The organism is Aeromonas sp. QDB34, assembly GCF_027705405.1.
Taxonomy (GTDB): Bacteria; Pseudomonadota; Gammaproteobacteria; order Enterobacterales; family Aeromonadaceae; genus Aeromonas; species Aeromonas hydrophila.
Genome location: NZ_JAPDBT010000001.1, coordinates 720,257 through 738,505, shown reverse-complemented (window position 1 = coordinate 738,505; position 18,249 = coordinate 720,257). Strand labels below are relative to the sequence as shown.

The following is an 18,249-nucleotide window of genomic DNA, read 5'->3' as shown; positions in this document are numbered from 1 at the left end:
GCATTGAGAGGCCAGTTTGCCTATTCTCCTCGCCGGTGGTCCTATTGGTCCTCTCGCATTGATAACCCGTCGACCTGGTCAGGACCGGAAGGTAGCAGCCAAGGCGGGGGACTCGAGTGCCGGGATGTGGCTGGTAGGGCCACCACTTGTTTCTGCAATTCAATAAGTTAGCTTCCTAAAGCCCTTGGTCATCCACTTTGTGTGGACGACGAGGAGCTCATCAATGAATCTCTGGCTCAGTCCCCACGGCATCTGGTGTTACTGGAAAGTCACCACGCTTCTCTGTGGTCGTTGTAAAGAGATCGAAAAATCTTCATATCCGAGACAAGCCTTGTGTTTGCCACAAGGTGACCCAGTTGTCGGCCAAGTCCAGACCAACATCTGGTGCGTCGTCTGTCGCACAGCCAGAGACCGCCTGGCAGCAGTGATTGGCCAAGGTGATGGCTCCGGCGGTTATGTCGCTTGTACCACTCCTACTGGCCCCAAGTCGTAGATATTCCAATAGAAGAAGACCGCTCTTTGAGCCTGCAGCCATAGCCATCTTCATCCAGGCACCAATACCCGTGGCTCAGCGGGTGATAGGCAATGACATCTGTGGCATTGTGTAAAAATTCACGCTGCGGCGGTTTCATCAGTGGCGCGTGCCGGGCATCACCAGAATGGCAGGATGGGGGCGCTGTTCTACCTGCCTTTGTACTGGTATGGCAAGATATTCCGTGGCTATATATGTTTTCTTGGATTGTGGTCAGGCAATTTAGATCGAGATAATCAACATGTGAGCGGCAGTGCATGTTGCACATAATCGGTGATGTGATCGATCACCTGATTGACGATGAAGGGTTGATTGTCTCTGCGTCGATAAATGAGATATATCTTTTGATAATGATTCAACCGGTAATCGAAGAGTGGTATTAGCCTTTCTGAATCGAGATGCTCCTGTACCGTGTAGTAGGGTACATAAATAATGCCGAGACCATTTTTTGACATTTCGATAGCGGTTGACATGTTGTTGCAACTGATCTTGCCTGCGATATCAATTTTGACCTGTTGCTTGTCGATGGTAAATATCCACTGCCTCCCATCTTTTGCAGGGAGCATGTTATCTTCCCAAATGATACAGGCTGCCTTGCTAAGGAAGGAAGGATCATGAAAAGTGGTATTGAACAAGGTTGGTGAGGCAAAACAGTTATAGCCTATCTCGGCAATCTCTCTCACAATGATGTTATCATCCTTGGGTATTGTGGAAGAGACAATCAGATCCCATTCATCATTGTTATCTGGCGCATACTCTCCCAGGGTTGCAATGAGTCTGATGCTGACATCTCCCTGTATTGTCGTCAAACAAGGTGAAATCTTGCTGGCGATGAAATTCAAGGCAAGATCATCTCCGTATATATAAACTTCACCACAGGCCGAGTTTTTATAGCCCGCGATGAAATTATCCAGTTCACCATAAGCCATCAGAATGTTATCCACTTTTTCAATGAAGTTTTTCCCCATTGTGGTGGTGGTGACACCGGCATTGTCTCTATTGAATATTTTAAAACCGAGACTTTTCTCCAGATCACTGATGATCTTGCTGACGTATGGTTGGTGAGAATTGAATTTGACTGCGGCCGCGCTCATGCTTTGCAACTCATCAACTGTTTTTGCAATGATGAGTGATTTTAATTTTATGGATGTAAGTTTTTTCATCTCTGACCACAATAATAAAGTAACGTTAGAGAGATATTATTTCATGTTTCTTGAATGGCTTGATATACAAGAATTGTTATGGCGACATATATTTTTTTTGTGGTGACAGTTTTGCTATACCTGTGTAAAAAGGCAAAAAGGATAAATCATCAAGAAATACGTTATTGTAGTATGCGCCAGCTATTGGATTCAGATGGGCTTATTTATGATTGTATAAAGCACGGAGGGGAGTTATGTCTGGTTTGATTGCGGAGCTCAGAGATAAGGGTATTGATCTGCAACCCTATCGGCTGATGGGGATTGAACAAATCGAATCATTCAATGCAAAACGCCGATCCTTGTTCAACCCAGCCATCATACATTCGCTCAAACCGTTTGTGCAGGAGTTGTTCACTGCCGATTTCATAAGAAATCATATGGATGCATCTTTAAATGGTGCTGCTGTTGCAGATGAGCGATTATCTGAGTTGTTCTATCGACCTCATGACACCCAGTCTGCGGTTGCCTTTTACAATAGTTGTGATGCCATCTCGCTTGTCGAATTGACACTGTTGCAATTAAGCGATGCACTGTTGAATGCTTTGAGAGAAGAATCAACCGCTTTATTTTTTAAAGTAGAATCCAGAGTGTTATATGCGCTTGGGGATGCTCTGATTTACTTTTCGGAGGTATTTTTAGGTCATGGTGTCAGACTCCATATAGAAGTCAGTCAGTATCCTTTTATATCAAGTGCATTACCAGTAAGCACACTGGTGAAACTGCATGAACATGGTGTCATTTTGGTGATGGACAACTTCGATTGGCGAGGCGGTGACTGGCGTGAGCGTTACCTGTCGAGTGGGATATTCAGTTGTGTGAAGTTTGATACGCCCCCTTTGTTGCAAAGCGAGATAAATGTTTTCAAAGATGCATTGTTGTCATTGCAGGAGACTTTCAGGATGAAAACCATTGTCAGCAAAGTGGAAACCAAGAGGCAGAGCGAAGTAGTGCTCTCCACTGGCTGTTGGGCAGTGCAGGGTTTTTATTACGCCAGGCCAAGAAGTGTCAACTTGATGGACCTGAAATCATTGTGAAGTGGCCTCACTATCACCGCTTGTTCAGATTGAATGCGAGCATATGCAATGCGGTTTCCCTTGCGATGTGTATTATATTTTCTATCGTTGCCATGTACGCAGTATTCAATCATGAAAAACGAGATATTATTGCGCAGAGCAACAGAGATGCCCGTCTAGCCATATTGGGTATTAACAATATTTTTCAAGTGGTGGAAGGGGGGATGGATGACATAGTGTCGCGCAGTAAAAAAGTGGGCTGCCCCGAGCTGACAAAGATGCTGGTTGATACCGCAACCCGCAATGCTTATACCATGATTTACTCTTTTCTGGATCAATCCGGTGAAATTTGCTCATCCTACAAAGACAACAGCCTGAATATTGCTGGTATTGTCTCGAGGCTTAACGCGTCGGCACGGCAGGAAGGTGTTCATCTTGATGTCATACTCGGTCATCCGGTATTTTTGCTCTCTCGACATGGCCCAAGTGGCAGCATCATGGCCTTCATCGATGCAAGATATATAGCGGATCTGATTGCCGACAAAAATAGACTGAACAATATCGTCAACTATAAATTGACCATAGACACGATACATGACACTCAGTTGTTGGAGGGGACGGGGCTGCAGATTGAGAGAGCTCCTCCTGCTACCGTATTGAGTCACTCAGATAAATACGGTTTTGGTATTGTTCCTTATATTGAAGGTGATCTCTATATCATCATGGCCATGATGGATAGCTATGGCTGGTTGATGGTGGCCATCATGGTTCTCTCGCTTGTTGCATATATGCTGATACGGCACTGGCTTGCCGGCATTGATTTCACTGAGATCGATATACGCAAGGGGATTGCCAACCATGAATTCATACCCTATCTCCAACCCGTGGTTGATAGTCGGTCACAAGCGGTAATTGGCAGCGAAGTGCTGGTGAGGTGGCGTCATCCTGTATACGGGCTGCTCAGCCCGGCTGAGTTTGTAACCCAGGCAGAACGGAGCGGATCCATCATTCCCATGACGGAACGGTTGATGGCATTAGTTGCCGAAAAAATCAGCGTGGCTGACGTCACACTGCCGCCGGGGTTCACCATCAATTTCAATGTCACCCTTTCACATCTGCTCAATCCCTCCCTGAAAACAGCCTGCGAAGCGTTTTTGAAGGCGTTCGAAAGAGGAGACAAACCCAGACTATGTCTTGAGCTGGTGGAGCGAGAATCACAATTGCATCACTCGGAGCCGGTACTGATGGGGGCATTCAGATCTCTGCAAGCTTCCGGTGTCTGTTTTGCCGTGGACGATTACGGCACCGGCTACTCGTCCCTAAAGCACATTCATTCGTCTTTTATCGGTGCCATCAAGATAGACAGATTGTTCGTGCAGGACATTGAACGGAGCACGATGGCCTATCAGATCGTGATGAATATCATGGACCTGGCAGATCGTATTGGTGCCAGCGTCATTGCCGAAGGCATTGAGACGCCGGCGCAGGTAGCACTGTTAAGAAAGGCAGGGGTCGATCGCTTTCAGGGGTATCTCTACGGCAAGCCGATGCCGCTAGATACCTTCATCGCTCACTGTCTGCCTGCGCAGCACGACATGCGTCTATCGGGCGGTAGCCGGGGTTAGCCTGCTATGACGCAGGGCCCGGTTCACTCAGGTCGGCGACAATCTGCCAGAAGGCGTCGATGAGCGGGCCCTTGCTGTGGGGCGGGCGGATCAGGCCGATGATCCAGCTCGCTTCGGCATCACGCAGCGGCAGGGTCAGCACATCCGGGTGCTCTATGGTGGTGGAGGAGGGCACCAGGGTCCAGGCGATGTCGGCGGCGGCGGTGGCGACGCCGGCGGCGAAGTCGTTGACGTACTGGATATCGCGAAAACGCAGCCCGCTCTGGGCCAGATAGTTCATCAGGTGATCATAAAACGAGGGGGCCTTGTCCCGGCGCAAGATAGCCAGCGGCTTGTCCACCAGATCCGCCAGTTCGCTCACGCCGGCGTAGCTGGCCGGCAGCACGGCGACAAAGTGTGCCCGCACCACCGGCAGACAGTGCCACCCCTTGGGAGCGGGCAAGCGGCAAAAACCGAGGTCCAGCTTGCCCTCGCTCAGTGCCAGCAACTGGTGGTGAGTGGAGAGATCGTTGAGCTCTATGGTGACCTGCGGGCGCTCGGTGCGAAAACGGGCGATGGCGGCGGGCACCAGGATCTTGGTGGCAACGCCAAAGCCGATGCGAAGGGTGCCGCTGTTGCCCGCCAGCACGTCACGGGCGGTGCGACCGAGTTGCTCGCTGGCCGCCACCAAGGCGCTGGCATCCTGGTAAAGGGCCCGCCCCAGCACGGTGAGGCGGGTACTGCTGGCATTGCGCTCGAACAGCTCGCCGCCCAGCTCCTCTTCTAGCCGCCGTATTTGCTTGCTCAGGGCCGACTGGGTGACGTGCTGGCGCACCGCTGCCTGACCGAAGTGCAGCACCTCCCCCAAGGTGACGAAGGCTTTCAGATCCCGTAACTCCATCCCAGCCCCTATGATTCCTGTTTGGAATGTTGAATGGTTTGATTTGTCATTGGACGGAATTTTATAACTGTTCGATGCTTATGCCAATTCCATTGGGCGCCGCCAGTCGGCGCGATAGAGGTGGCAGGTGCCACCGCCGCAGAAGGAGCAACCCCAGATGCATCACCACAAGTTCAACGACTTCCCCGCCGATTTTCTATGGGGCGCCGCCTCCGCCGCCTACCAGGTGGAAGGGGCCTGGAACGCCGATGGCAAGGGCCCCTCGGTGTGGGATCTGTTCACAAAATTGCCGGGCAAGACCTTTGAGGGCAGCAACGGCGACGTGGCGGTGGATCACTATCACCGCATGGAGGAGGACGTGGCGCTGATGGCGGAAATGGGGCTCAAGGCCTACCGCTTCTCGGTGAGCTGGCCGCGTATCTATCCCACCGGCCGCGGCGAGGTAAACGAGGCGGGGCTGGCCTTTTACGAGAAACTCATCGACACCCTGCTGGCGCATCAGATAGAGCCGGTGCTCACCCTCTATCACTGGGACTTGCCCCAGGCGCTGCAGGATGAGTACGGCGGCTGGGAAGACCGACGCATCATCGAGGATTTCGAGCGCTACTGCGTGACCCTTTATCAGCGCTTTGCCGGCAAGGTGAAATATTGGGTGTCGCTCAACGAGCAGAACTACAACCTGACCAATGCCTATCAACTCGGCACTCATCCGCCCGCAGTGCAGGACCGCAAGCGCTTCTTTGCCGCCAACCACATCGCGTTTCTGGCCAACGCCCGGGTCATCAAGGCGTTCCGCCAGCACGTGCCGAACGGCCTCATCGGCCCAAGCTTTGCCTACTCGCCCGCCTATCCGGCGTCGTGCGACCCGAAAGACATGCTGGCGTTTGAAAACGCCGAGGAGTTCACCAACCTCTGGTGGCTGGATGCCTACTGCTTTGGCCGTTATCCGCAGGCGGCGCTTGCCTACCTGCGGGAAACCGGCGAGGCGCCGGATATCCTGCCGGGCGATCTCGAGCTGCTGCGGGAAGGGACGCCCGACTACATCGGGGTCAACTACTACTACACCCTGACCTTCACCGACAACCCGCTCGGTGGCCAGACCTTGCAGCGCATCAACACCACGGGGCAGAAGGGCACCACCCCTTCGAGCGGCATTCCCGGCCTCTACAAGACGGCCCCCAACCCGCACCTTGAGACCAGCAACTGGGACTGGGCCATTGACCCGACCGGGATGCGCATCGCCCTGCGCCGGCTCTCCTCCCGCTACGGTCTGCCGCTGATGATCACCGAGAACGGCCTCGGCGAGTTCGACAAGCTGGCAGAGGGAGATCGGGTGCACGACGACTACCGCATCGACTATCTGCGCAGCCACGTCAAGGCGTGCCAAGAGGCGCTGCAGGACGGGGTGGAACTGCTGGGCTATTGCGCCTGGTCGTTCACCGACATTCTGAGCTGGCTCAACGGCTACCAGAAGCGCTACGGCTTCGTCTTTGTGGAGCGTGACGAGCAGGGCGGCTCCCTGCGCCGGCTCAAGAAGGACAGCTTCTACTGGTACCAGACGGTGATAAGCTCGGGCGGCAAAACGCTCTAAGCAAATCGAGCAGCAGTACTTTGACAGGCTCCGCCCACCGGCGGGGCTTGTTGTTTTTGGTGGGAACGAGACGGTGAGGCGAAAGAGGGGGTGGCCCGCAATGGGATGTGAGGTCAGTGATAGCTGACGTCCACGCTCTCCTCGGCGCTGTGGGCCAGATGGGTCATGGCATAGATGAAAAATTCGGCAGGGGAGAGCGGCTTGGAGTAGTAGTAGCCCTGGATCTCGTCCACCCCGATATGGGCCAGCTGCTGCAGTTCATGCAGGCTCTCCACCCCCTCGGCCACCACTACCAGCCCCAGCTGATGGGATAGCTTGGTGATGGACTCGACGAACATGAATTGCCGCGGGTCGGTCTCGATGTTGCTGACGAAGGACTTGTCAATCTTGAGCTTGTCAAAGCTCAGGGACATCAGATAGGAGAAGGAGGACCAGCCGGTGCCGAAATCATCCAGTGCGATGCGCACGTGGATCTGTTTGAGCTCCTTGAAGATGCGCTGGCTGAGCGGCAGATCGTCGAGTGCGATGGTCTCGGTGAGCTCCAGAATGAGCTGTTCTGCGCGCAGCGGGCTCTGTTGCAGCATCTCGTTCACCTGGTGGAACAGGGCCGGGGTGAACATGGAGTTGGAGAGGTTGATGGCCAGCTCCAGCTTGTCCACGAAGCTGGCCGGCAGCTGCGACATGTCGTGGTTGACCCGGCTGAAGATCCATTTGCCGAGCAGCTCGCCGAGGCCGTTCTCCTCCGCCATGGCGATGATGTCCAGCGGGTTGATGAAGCCGTATTCGGGGTGATGCCAGCGGATCAGCACCTCCGCCCCCATGTTGTAGGCATTGCCCGGTTTTATCACCGGTTGGTAGTGCAGGTAGAGGGTACTGTTGGAGATGATATTCAGATGTTCACGCAGCTCGGCGGCCAGTTTCCGGTTGCGACTGTAGTGCTCGAACATCCGGTGGTTGAACACCTGCAGGTGGTTCTCCTTGAGCTTTTTGGCATTGGCGAGGGCAATGTCGGCGAACAGGATCAGCTCCTCGATCTTGTGGGCCGTGATGGGGTGCTGGCTTATTCCCATGCTGACGCGCACCCGGTGCGCCGGATCGGCCTGAAAAACGGTGGGCCTCAACTCATCCAGCAGCCGGACAAGGTAGGGAACACGGTGCTCGATGGGCATGGCGCCATAGATGAAGAGGGCAAATTCATCGCCGCCCATGCGGGCGATGAAGGCCTGGTCATGGGCATACTCTCTGATCTGGTTGGCCACCATGGCGAGCAGCTCATCCCCGGCGGCATAGCCCAGGCTGTCGTTGACCTCCTTGAAGTTGTTCAACTCGACCAGGCAGATGGTCAGGGTAGCGTCGGTGGGCTGCTTGCCCTTGGCCAGCCGCTCCAGCCGGGTCATGAAGGCGGCCCGGTTGGGCAGCAGGGTCAGCGGGTCGTTCCAGGCCAGGAAGTATTGCAGCTTCATCTCCCGGGAGACCACGAACAGGATGAGCAGGCCGATGGCCAGCAGGACGACCAGCACCAGTACGTGCCCTTCCTTGGACTGCTGCAGCTCTTGGCGCTGCTTGATGGCGGAGGGGCCGGTGAAGTTCATCACCATCAGATCCCGGATGGAAGGCAACAGCTTGCTTAGCCTAGTTTCCATCTCGGCCAGCCGGGCTGAATCGGGGGTGGGGTTGACCACGTCCTGCTCATACTCCTTGAGCACCTCAAAGAAGGCGCCGACTCTCTCGCTGGCCTGGTAGCGGGAACGAATAAGCGCGGTCTCTTGTCCGGTCAGGAAGATGTCCAGCCGGTTCCAGGCGATGTCATAGGCCTTGTTCAACTGCCCGGCATCGGTCTGACCGCTGCGATAGAGCGACAGCTGCTCGTCAAAACCGTGCAGCTCCAGCTCCAGCTGGGCCAGAGACCAGGCGGAGAGCTGGTTGTATTTGACCATGTCATTGAAGGTGCGATCGTAATTGAAGAGTGACCAGATGGTCACCCCCAGAAAGGAGACCATGATAAAGGCAAGGGAGAGGAACTTGCCCTTGATCATCGTTACATCCCTTCAAGCTTGAGCACTTGCCACACCATCAGGCTGTGATATTGCTCGATATTGAGCTCGGGGTGGTCCGACAGGGGGTAGATGACCCAGACTGGGCCCTTGTTGCGCAGGGTCAGTGCCTTGCCATCTTCCTCGATGGCCAGCAGCACGGGGTATTTCTCGACATCTTGCCGCGGGATCACCGCGAAGTAGTCGTTCTGGGCCATCACTTTTATCTTGTCGGCAGTGACGCCGAGGGTATCGAGCACCGTCTTGAGCAAGACGCCGCGATAGACATGGGAGCCCTTGGTCCAGGGAGTGGTAGTGGTGACGCTGGCTTGCGGCAACGCTTGCAGCTGGGCACGGCTGTACTCCTTCTTGTCGGCGTTGTTGCAGCAACCCTTGGCGGCGACGCTGAGGATGACCTCATCGGCACTGTAGGTCTGACCACAGAAGAGTAAAGACAAGAGGTAAAACAGGGGGAGGGTTAGCGCTTTCATGGTGGGTTCCTTATGGGAAACTTATTGATATCCAGCCTGTTGCGACCGTTTCGCTCTAACCATAGACCATTTCCGAATGACTATTACCCATGGATTTCCGGCATTTGGCGACGCTCTGGAGTGACGACATTGTTCGCACAACGGGCACACATATTGCCAGATTGATCCAACTCATCTTTTTATCAATTAGTGCGGATTCAGAGAGCGCCGCGCCCGTCGGGACTCTGTTTCCTGATTTAGATTCAATGTGTTAACTCGGCCCCAGACACGGGATGTTTCACGTTGGCAGATGTGGACACGCATCATGAACAGCAACACCCCATATACCCGCAGCGGTGAGCACGTTTCCCAGCAGGTTGATCTGCGCCAGGTGGTATACGCCTTGTCGGCGTCGCTGGATCTGGTCGGCATCGGCGATGTGGCTCACGGCAAGCGGGTCGGCATCATGGCCGCCGAGTGCGGCAAGGCGCTGGGAGCCAATGCCAGCGAGCGAGCCTGCCTGTTCGAGCTGGGGGTGCTGCACGACATCGGCGTCTCCTCCACCTTCATCCACAGCCATCTGGTCAGCGAGTTTGACTGGGAGTCCTCCCAGTTCCACTGCGAGGTCGGTCATGACCTGCTCAAGGACTTTCCACCGCTGGCGCCCCTGGCCGACCCCATCCGTTATCACCACACCCACTGGCACCGGTTGGTACAAACCCCTGGACTGGCGGCGGGCGTGATGCGCCAGGCCAATCTCATTTTTCTGGTGGACCGGGTGGATGCACTGGCGGCACCTCATTACGGCGACGGCTCCCTGTTGATGCACACCCACGAGATCCGGCAACGGATCGAGGCGTGTGCCGGTGAGTTTTTCGATCCCGAGCTGGTGGCGGCCTTCCTCTTGGCGTCCCGCTCGGAGGCGTTCTGGCTGCAACTGGAGGGGCGTGCCATCAGCGACTACATGCACGACATGCTGAGCGAGCGGGAACCCTGTCTCACCAGCAACGGCGAGCTCAAGCAGCTGGCGCGGATCTTCTCGGCCATCGTCGATGCCAAGAGTCCCTTCACCGTGGCCCACTCCCTCGGCGTGGCCAGACTGGCCCGGCTGCTGGCCGAGCTGATGGGCATTGAAGAGGGGCACTGCGAGCAGCTGGAGATTGCCGGGCTGCTGCACGATCTCGGCAAGCTGCGGGTGCCTGACGAAATCCTCGACAAGGCGGGGTCACTCGATGAACGGGAGCGGGCCATCATCAATACCCACAGTTTCGAGACCTATCAGATCCTGCGCCATATCGACGGCTTCGAGGCGATCGCCCTGTGGGCTTCCTATCACCATGAAGAGCCCAATGGCTGCGGTTACCCCTTCCACCTGACCGCCGAAGCGATGCCGCTGGAGGCGAAGATCCTGCGGGTGGCCGATATCTTTCAGGCCATGGTGCAGAACCGACCCTACCGGGAGGGGTTGAGCGCCGGGCAGGCGCTCAGCTTTTTGCAGCAACTGGCCAGCCAGAGCCGGGTCGATGTGGAAGTGGTTGCGACCCTGGCCGCCCATCTGCCGCAGGCGCTGCGTGCCGCCTGCGGACAGGCGCCTGACGTCAGCTCAAGTCACTGACGGGCTGCCCCTGCTGGCTGCGCCGTAGCCTCTGCGGGGACAGGTCTAGAGGAACATGCCGCCCGAGGCTTCGATGCGCTGGGCATTGATCCAGCGGCTGTCAGGGGAGAGCAGGGAGGCAATCACGCCGCCGATGTCTTCCGGTTGGCCCACTCGTCCCAGGGCGGTCTGACTGGCGATGAAGTCGTTGACGGCCTGGTTGTCCCGCACCACCCCCCCGCCAAAGTCGGTCTCGATGGCCCCTGGCGCCACCACGTTGACGGCGATGCCGCGTGGCCCCAGCTCCTTGGCCAGGTAGCGGGTCAGCACTTCGACACCCCCCTTCATGGCCGCATAGGCAGCATAACCGGGCAGCGCAAAGCGGGTGAGCCCGCTCGACAGGTTGAGGATACGCCCGCCATCGCGGAGAAGCGGCAGCAGCTGTTGCGTCAGAAAGAAGACCCCCTTCAGGTGAATGTTGAACAGGGTATCGAACTGCTGTTCGGTGGTCTGTTCTATGGTCGCGTGAATGCCGATGCCGGCGTTGTTGACCAGAAAATCGATCTGCTGGCGCTGCCATGTGCTCAGCAGCTCCTGTACCTGGCGGGCGAAGGCGGCGAAGCTGCTGCTGTCGGCCACATCGAGGGGCAAGGCGTGGGCCTTGACGCCGAGTGCGGTCGCCTCGGCCACCACGGCCGCCGCTTCATCGGCCTGACTGCGATAGGTGATGATGAGATCGATGCTGCGGGCGGCGAGGGCCAGCGCCGCCTGTTTGCCAAGGCCGCGGCTGGCGCCGGTGATGAGTGCGATGGGGTGGGCCATGTGAGGACTCCTGTCTGTGGGTAATGCGCTCGGGATGAGCCGGTGTGAACACTCTATTGTCCGTTGTTGATTGGATAAATAAGGTGATAATGAATGCACTGTTCCAATTGGCGAGACAATGGCAGCATGGATCAACTGGATGCGATGAGGATGTTTGTACGGGTGGCGGAGCTGGAGAGCTTTACCCGCAGTGCTGAACAGCTAGGAGTCCCCAAGGCGACGCTCTCGGCGACCATTCGGCGGCTGGAGGAGCAGATGGGTACCCGCTTGCTGCAGCGCACCACCCGGCGGGTGCAGCTGACCCCGGATGGCAAGCTCTGTTACGCCCGCTGTCAGGATCTGCTGGCGGACATGGAGGAGTTCAACGCGCTGTTTCGCCAGCAGGGGCAGCTGAGCGGCCAGCTGCGGGTGGACATGCCGAGCCGGATGGCCCGCCATCTGGTGATCCCGGCGCTGCCCGCCTGGCTTGCGGCCCACCCCGACCTGCAACTGCTGCTGAGCAGCACGGACCGGCGGGTCGATCTGGTGCGGGAGGGCTTTGACTGCGTGATCCGGGTCGGGGCACTCGAGCCCTCCAGCCTGGTGGCGCGCCCCCTCGGCCACTACCGCCAGATCAACTGTGCCAGCGCTGGCTACCTGGCCCGCCATGGAACACCGCGCAACCTGAGCGAGCTGAGTGGCCATCGGCTGGTGCACTACGGTGGCGGCAGCGGGCCCAGGGAGAGTGGTTTCGAGTACCTGCAGGCGGATGGTTCTCGCGCCGTGCTGGCGATGAGCGGGGCGCTCACGGTGAACGACAGCGAATCCTATCTGGCGGCGGCGTTGGTCGGGCTTGGCATCATCCAGCTGCCGCGGGTTGGGGTGGAGTCACTGCTGGCCAGCGGCGAGCTGGTGGCCATCCTGCCAAAGTGGCAGGCGCCGCCGCTGCCCATTCACGCCCTCTATGCCCATCGCCGTCAGCTGGCCCCCCGGGTGCAGGCGTTCATCCATTGGCTGAGCGGCATTCTGGCGTCGGCACTGGAGCCTGGCGGACTGTGCGATGGCGGGCAGCAAAGCGTCGGGAGCGACGCGGCCGATTGACTCGTTGACGTTACTCTCATCGGCGGCCAGTGCTGCGGGCCTCTCTATGGTTGCCATCGACAATCCCGGTTTGGCGCAAGGAGGGCAGCTTGGCATAATGGCGCCCCATGTTGGCCGCCTCTTTGCTGCGCGGCCAGACCCAGCAACAGTGCAGAGGAGATGAGATGAAATTTATCGGAGCCCACGTCAGTGCGGCCGGCGGGGTGGAGAACACCATCGCCCGTGCCCAGGCCATCGGCGCCAACGCCTTCGCCCTGTTTACCAAGAACCAGCGCCAGTGGCAGGCGGCACCGCTCTCCGAGACCAGCATCCGCGCCTTCAAGCTGGCCTGCGAGAAGGGGGGCTTTCGCCCCGAGCAGATCCTGCCCCACGACAGCTACCTCATCAATCTGGGTCATCCCGACCCCGACGGCCTCGCCAAGTCCCGCGATGCCTTTCTGGACGAAATGAAGCGCTGCGAACAGCTGGGACTCTGCTACCTCAATTTTCATCCGGGCAGCCACCTGAAGCAGATCCCGGAGGCGGCCAGCCTCAAGCTGGTGAGCGAATCCATCAACTGGGCGCTGGAGCGCAGCCAGGGGGTGACGGCGGTGATCGAAAACACCGCCGGCCAGGGCACCAACCTCGGCTGGTCGTTCGAGCATCTGGCCACCATCATCGACGGGGTGGAAGACAAGAGCCGGGTCGGCATCTGCTTTGACACCTGCCACGCCTTTGCCGCCGGTTATGACCTGCGCACCGCAGAGGCTTGCGCCGCCGTCTTTGCCGAGTTCGAACAGACGGTGGGCTTCAACTATCTGAAGGGGATGCATATCAACGGCGCCAAGTGCACCTTCGGCAGCCGAGTTGATCGTCACCACAGCCTGCGCGAGGGGAACCTGGGGGAGGCGGTGTTCCATCACATCATGAATGACCATCGCTTCGATGGCATTCCGCTGATCCTGGAGACCATTGACGAGTCCATCTGGGGCGACGAGATCCGCTGGTTGCGCAGCCTGGCAAAGGCATGATGACCGACCGGCAGACAGCATAAGGAAACAGGGATGCAGCAGAGATCAAGCGACCAGCCGCTGCGCTGGGGCATTGCCGGGGCGGGGGCCATTGCCCGCCGTTTTTGTCAGGATGTGAATGGGCACGCCAGTGGCGGCCGGGTGGTGGCGATCGCCGCCCGTGATCAAGCGCGGGCGCAGGCCTTTGCCGACGAGCAGGGCTTGCCCCACGCCCACGGCAGCTATCAGGCGCTGGCGGCCAGCCCCCAGGTGGAGGCGGTCTATGTGGCGGTGATCCACCCGGAGCACGCCGCCCTGATCGAACCCATGCTGCTGGCGGGCAAGCACGTGCTGGTGGAAAAACCGGCGGTGACCCGGGTGGCGGACTGGGATCGGCTGGTGCGGCTCGCCGCCGAGCGGGGCCTGCTGTTGATGGAGGCGATGAAGGTGATGTGCTTCCCCGCCATGCGTGAATTGCTGGGGCGGCTTGCCGCCCTGCCGGCCCCCGACAGGCTGCGGGCCGCCTTTGGCTCGGTGCAGGCGCGGGACGGCAAGCTGTTCGACCCGGCGCTGGCCGGCGGCGCCGCCTGGGATGTGGGGGTCTATCCGCTCTGGCTCTATGCCGCCCTCTGTCACCAGCTCGGGCTGGCGGCGGGTGAGCCCGAGGTCACGCTGTCTCGCCAGGCGGGCGAGGTGGACGAAGCCGTCCGTTTTGAGTTTGCCGGCCCGCTCAAGGCCGAACTGGCCGCCTCCATCGTCGCGGATCTCGACAAGTCGGCCTGGCTGTCCGGGCCCGGCTGGGCGCTGGAGCTGGTGGGCAAGTGGTGGAATCCCCAGCAGATAGCGTGGTGTGGGGGCGACCCCCTGCCAGCCTGGCCACACGACATCGCGCAGCCGGTCGGGGGCGGTGGCATGCAGCACGAGGCGGATCACTTTGCCGCCTGCGTCAGAGAAGGATTGAGCGACTCGCCCTGGGTGCCGCAGGCGCTGAGCAGACAAGTGCTGGGCTGGGTCGAGCGGGGATTGCAGCCCGCGAAACGCTGAGTCACAAGGCTGAATGACAAAGAGGGAGAGCCTGGGCTCTCCCTCTTCTATTGCTGCCAATACCCCGGCGGCAAGGGCAATGCCGGGCAATAGGCTGCCCGATCATCCCATTGGCTCAGGTGTGGCTGGCATCGCTGTGCAACACATCCTCCTGGGCGCGGCAAAATTGCAGAAAGCGGCGCAGGGTGGCGGAGTGATACTTCTGCCGATGCCAGATGAGGGAGAGCTGACGGGGGAAGCGACGGGTCAGGGGCAGGGCCACCAGGCGGCCGGCCTGCAACCGATCCGACACCGCCAGGTGGGAGATGAAGGAGATGCCGAGCCCCTTCTCGACCGCCAGCATCACCGCCTCCAGAGTATTTAGTTCGAGCCCGGCCTGCCAGCGGGGCAGTTCGAGCTGGATCTGCTGCTCGAACTGCTCACGGCTGCCGGACTGGGGCTCGCGCAGCACCCAGGTCTCATCGCTCAGCTGGGCGAGGGAGAGACGGCTGCGGCCGGCGAGGGGGTGAGCGGGCTGGGCCACGATCAGCATCTCGTCGTGGAGCCAGGGCTCGCTGACCAGATCCGGGTGGTGGTTCTCCCCCTCGATCAGCGCCAGATCCAGCTCGAAGTTGGCCAGCAGGTGGCAGAGTTGGTGGGTATTGGTGATGGTGACGCGGGGTGGCTGTCCCAGCTCCTGCTTGCTGGTGGCGAGCAGGGCCGGCAGCAGGTAGTTGCCGATGGTCTGGCTGGCGCCCAGACGCAGCTGGCCGCTCGGTTCGGCATCCGGGCTGAACAGGGTTTCGATGTCCTGCATGCGGGTCAGCAGCTCCTCGGCCGCCGGTTGCAGCAGGCGCCCCTCGTTGTTGAGCTGCAATCTGGGGTGAATGCGATCGAACAGCGGGGTGGCGAGCTGGCGCTCCAGCTCCTGCAACGACTGGGAGACGGCGCCCTTGCTCAGGCACAGTTCATTGGCGGCCAGCCCCAGATTGCCGTAACGGGCGATGGTGGCAAAGACCTTGAGTTGTTGCAGGGTCAGCTTCATGTTTGGATATCCTGAACGATTGATTTAATTCATTTAGATATCGTAAACGATACGGGGCCATTATCCTATGCCCATCGTCTCTCATCAGAGGTTTCAGACATGATCGCAAGAACCCGTCAATCCTTAGGCAAAGCCCCGACTCCTATGGCAGGGCTGGCGCTCGGGATCGCCAGTCTCGGTTGGTGCTGGGAAAATGCCGGTCACTTCGATGGCCGCCTGCAGTTGCTGGGGGCAGCCATTGCCGCCGTGCTGCTGGTGATCCTGACCTTCAAGTTTCTGCTGCACCCGCGCCTGCTGTGGCAGGATCTGGCTCACCCCGTGGTCGGCAGCGTGGTGCCCACCTATGCCATGGGCACCATGGTGGTTTCCAAGGCGGTCGGCATGCTCGACGCCGGTCTGGGCGAGGGGCTCTGGTTGTTTGCCGTGCTGCTGCACTTGGCGTTCCTGGCCACTTTCGTCTGGCATCGGGCCAAACAGTTTGAAATCCACCACATGGTGCCGAGCTGGTTCGTGCCGCCGGTGGGGATCATCGTCGCGGACGTCGCCTTCCCGGGCGGCCAGTTTGCGGCGCTGGCCAACGGCCTGCTCTGGTTCGGCATGCTCTGCTACGGCCTGATGCTGCCGCTGATGCTCTATCGCCTCATCTTCAGCCATGAAGTGCCGGATGCCGCCAAACCGACCATCGCCATCCTGGCGGCCCCCGCCAGCCTGTCACTGACCGGTTACCTGACCGTGAGCGAGGAACCCTCCCTGCTGCTGGTGGCCGTGCTGCTGGGGATTGCGGTGCTGATGACCGGCATCATCTATCTGGCCTTCATCAAGCTGCTGCGTCTGCCGTTCTCACCGGGCTACGCCGCCTTCACCTTCCCGCTGGTGATCGGCGCCACCGCCCTGTTCAAGGTGAGCCACCTGGTCGAGCAGTGGCCCCAGGCAGCCGAGTATGTCGAGCAGATCCGGCTGCTGGCCCACTTCGAACTGGGCGCCGCCACCTTGATCGTCGGCTATGTGGCCCTGCGCTACCTGATGTTCTTCCTGCCGCTCGGCGGCAGCGACGAGATGGCGCACGGCATGGTTCGTCGCTAAGAAAAAGACGGCGAGAGCCGGGATACGGGGCGTTGATGAGCAACCTTGCGACAGACAGGGGCCATCAACCGGATAATGACCAAGCGCTTCACCTCCGGGTGAAGCGCTTTTTGTACCGGTTCTGGCAGCGAAAGGTGCCATTCATGCCCGTTGGCGCCCCATTTTTTGCGCCAGCGCCCAGCCTGGGGGGACAATGATGAATTTCACTGGTATTACCTGTCAGGACGAATACAATGCAGCTCCATTTTCTTAGCTTGATCCCCATCCATGTCTTCCCATGATCCCGTGTTTGACACCCGCTTCGAGGCCAGATTCCTGCATCCACGCTATTGGCTCAGCTGGCTGGCGCTTGGCGTACTGATGCTGCTGGCCTTCGTGCCGGTCCGTCTGCGCGACCGTCTCGCCGCCGCCCTGGCACCGCTGGTGTTCCGTATCTCGAAAAAGCAGATCTATATCGCCAGAACCAACCTGGCACTCTGTTTTCCGCAAAAGAGCGAGGCCGAACGCGACGCCATCCTGATGACCTCGATCCGGGTCGGTCTCAAGAGTCTGCTCGGCTTTGGCGAGTTCTCCGTACGCAGCCCCGCCTATCTGATGAGCCGGATGCAGGTCAGCGGCTGGGAACATATCGAGGCGGAGCAGGCCGCCGGCCGACCGGTGATCCTGGTGGTGCCCCACAGCTGGCCGGTGGATGCGGCCGGTTACTATTTCACCCGGCGCGGGGTGCCCATGTGCACCATGATGAAGCGGGCACGCAACCCGGTCTTTGACTGGCACCTCAATCGGGCCCGGGCCCGCAACGGCTGCCGGGTCTATGAGCGCAGTGCCGGCATCAAGGCGGTGATCCGTACCATCAAGGGCGGTCGCAGCTTCTTCTATCTGCCGGATCAGGATCATGGCCGCGAGAAGAGCATCTTTGCCCCCTTCTTCGGGCACCCCAAGGCGACGCTGCCGGCGTTGCCACGACTGGTGCAGGTGAGCGGCGCCAAGGCGGTGCCGTTGCTGGCTTGCTATGACGAAGCCAAGCACTGCTACCGGCTGGAGATCGACGCGCCGTTTGACAACTATCCCACCGAGGACGTGATGGCCGACACCTGCCGGATGAACGACATGGTGCAGCAGCAGCTCTGCCGCGACCCCGGTCAGTACATGTGGTTCCTCAAGATCTTCGATACCCGTGAGGATCAGGTCGGCCTGGATGGTCGCTACGAGGCGGGGATCCAGCGCATCCGCAGTGGCTTGCAGCCGCTGCCCTGAGGCGACACGC

At 59.0% G+C, this 18,249-nt stretch carries 15 protein-coding genes and 1 other RNA gene; 10 read left to right on the top strand and 6 right to left on the bottom strand.

Going from position 1 to position 18,249, the window contains the following annotated elements:
• Positions 1-42 precede the first annotated feature (42 nt).
• Positions 43-139, top strand: an RNA gene (gene ffs / locus OKC29_RS03305) — signal recognition particle sRNA small type.
• A gap of 629 nt (positions 140-768) precedes the next feature.
• On the opposite strand, the gene OKC29_RS03300 is transcribed toward ffs, so the two are convergent.
• Positions 769-1,695, bottom strand: coding sequence for a LysR family transcriptional regulator (locus tag OKC29_RS03300; protein WP_073350478.1), 927 nt, complete (start codon positions 1,693-1,695; stop codon positions 769-771).
• Between the two features lie 233 nt (positions 1,696-1,928).
• On the opposite strand from OKC29_RS03300, the gene OKC29_RS03295 reads away from it, so the two are divergent.
• Together OKC29_RS03295 and OKC29_RS03290 are read left to right on the top strand one after the other, a co-directional pair.
• Positions 1,929-2,768 (top strand): EAL domain-containing protein, encoded by an 840-nt coding sequence (locus OKC29_RS03295; RefSeq protein ID WP_073350476.1) that lies wholly within the window; start codon positions 1,929-1,931, stop codon positions 2,766-2,768.
• Between the two features lie 92 nt (positions 2,769-2,860).
• Positions 2,861-4,372: an EAL domain-containing protein gene (locus OKC29_RS03290; RefSeq protein ID WP_162275699.1), complete on the top strand. Its 1,512-nt coding sequence runs from the start codon at positions 2,861-2,863 to the stop codon at positions 4,370-4,372.
• A 4-nt stretch (positions 4,373-4,376) separates the two neighbouring features.
• Here OKC29_RS03290 and OKC29_RS03285 read toward each other — a convergent pair whose 3' ends face one another.
• Positions 4,377-5,252: a LysR family transcriptional regulator gene (locus tag OKC29_RS03285; RefSeq protein WP_073350473.1), complete on the bottom strand. Its 876-nt coding sequence runs from the start codon at positions 5,250-5,252 to the stop codon at positions 4,377-4,379.
• Positions 5,253-5,409: 157 nt separating this feature from the next.
• Here OKC29_RS03285 and OKC29_RS03280 point away from each other — a divergent pair, with 157 nt between their 5' ends.
• A complete protein-coding gene (locus OKC29_RS03280; RefSeq protein WP_045526784.1) occupies positions 5,410-6,843 on the top strand; it encodes a glycoside hydrolase family 1 protein in 1,434 nt (477 codons plus the stop codon).
• A gap of 113 nt (positions 6,844-6,956) precedes the next feature.
• Here the strand turns inward: OKC29_RS03280 and OKC29_RS03275 are convergent, their stop codons facing one another.
• Entirely contained in the window at positions 6,957-8,879 is a 1,923-nt protein-coding gene (locus tag OKC29_RS03275; protein WP_162275698.1) for a putative bifunctional diguanylate cyclase/phosphodiesterase, read from the bottom strand.
• A 2-nt stretch (positions 8,880-8,881) separates the two neighbouring features.
• Positions 8,882-9,367: a molybdopterin-dependent oxidoreductase gene (locus OKC29_RS03270; protein ID WP_039214378.1), complete on the bottom strand. Its 486-nt coding sequence runs from the start codon at positions 9,365-9,367 to the stop codon at positions 8,882-8,884.
• Positions 9,368-9,671: 304 nt separating this feature from the next.
• On the opposite strand from OKC29_RS03270, the gene OKC29_RS03265 reads away from it, so the two are divergent.
• Positions 9,672-10,961, top strand: coding sequence for an HD-GYP domain-containing protein (locus OKC29_RS03265; RefSeq protein WP_162275697.1), 1,290 nt, complete (start codon positions 9,672-9,674; stop codon positions 10,959-10,961).
• Between the two features lie 45 nt (positions 10,962-11,006).
• On the opposite strand, the gene OKC29_RS03260 is transcribed toward OKC29_RS03265, so the two are convergent.
• On the bottom strand, positions 11,007-11,762 hold the full coding sequence (locus OKC29_RS03260; protein WP_073350470.1) for an SDR family NAD(P)-dependent oxidoreductase: 756 nt from the start codon (positions 11,760-11,762) through the stop codon (positions 11,007-11,009).
• A 126-nt stretch (positions 11,763-11,888) separates the two neighbouring features.
• On the opposite strand from OKC29_RS03260, the gene OKC29_RS03255 reads away from it, so the two are divergent.
• From OKC29_RS03255 to OKC29_RS03245, 3 genes are all read left to right on the top strand, one after another.
• On the top strand, positions 11,889-12,842 hold the full coding sequence (locus OKC29_RS03255) for a LysR family transcriptional regulator (RefSeq protein ID WP_073350469.1): 954 nt from the start codon (positions 11,889-11,891) through the stop codon (positions 12,840-12,842).
• A 164-nt stretch (positions 12,843-13,006) separates the two neighbouring features.
• Positions 13,007-13,852 carry a deoxyribonuclease IV gene (nfo, locus tag OKC29_RS03250; protein ID WP_060389242.1) on the top strand — a complete coding sequence of 282 codons (846 nt, stop codon included), beginning with the start codon at positions 13,007-13,009 and terminating at the stop codon, positions 13,850-13,852.
• A 33-nt stretch (positions 13,853-13,885) separates the two neighbouring features.
• Complete coding sequence (locus OKC29_RS03245) at positions 13,886-14,875, top strand: Gfo/Idh/MocA family protein (protein WP_073350467.1); 990 nt, start codon at positions 13,886-13,888, stop codon at positions 14,873-14,875.
• Positions 14,876-14,990: 115 nt separating this feature from the next.
• On the opposite strand, the gene OKC29_RS03240 is transcribed toward OKC29_RS03245, so the two are convergent.
• Entirely contained in the window at positions 14,991-15,899 is a 909-nt protein-coding gene (locus OKC29_RS03240; protein WP_073350466.1) for a LysR substrate-binding domain-containing protein, read from the bottom strand.
• 99 nt (positions 15,900-15,998) lie between these two features.
• On the opposite strand from OKC29_RS03240, the gene OKC29_RS03235 reads away from it, so the two are divergent.
• Positions 15,999-16,982, top strand: a complete 984-nt coding sequence (locus tag OKC29_RS03235; protein ID WP_270668852.1) for a TDT family transporter — start codon at positions 15,999-16,001, stop codon at positions 16,980-16,982.
• Between the two features lie 267 nt (positions 16,983-17,249).
• Positions 17,250-18,239, top strand: coding sequence for a lauroyl-Kdo(2)-lipid IV(A) myristoyltransferase (lpxM, locus tag OKC29_RS03230; RefSeq protein WP_011705968.1), 990 nt, complete (start codon positions 17,250-17,252; stop codon positions 18,237-18,239).
• Positions 18,240-18,249: the final 10 nt, after the last annotated feature.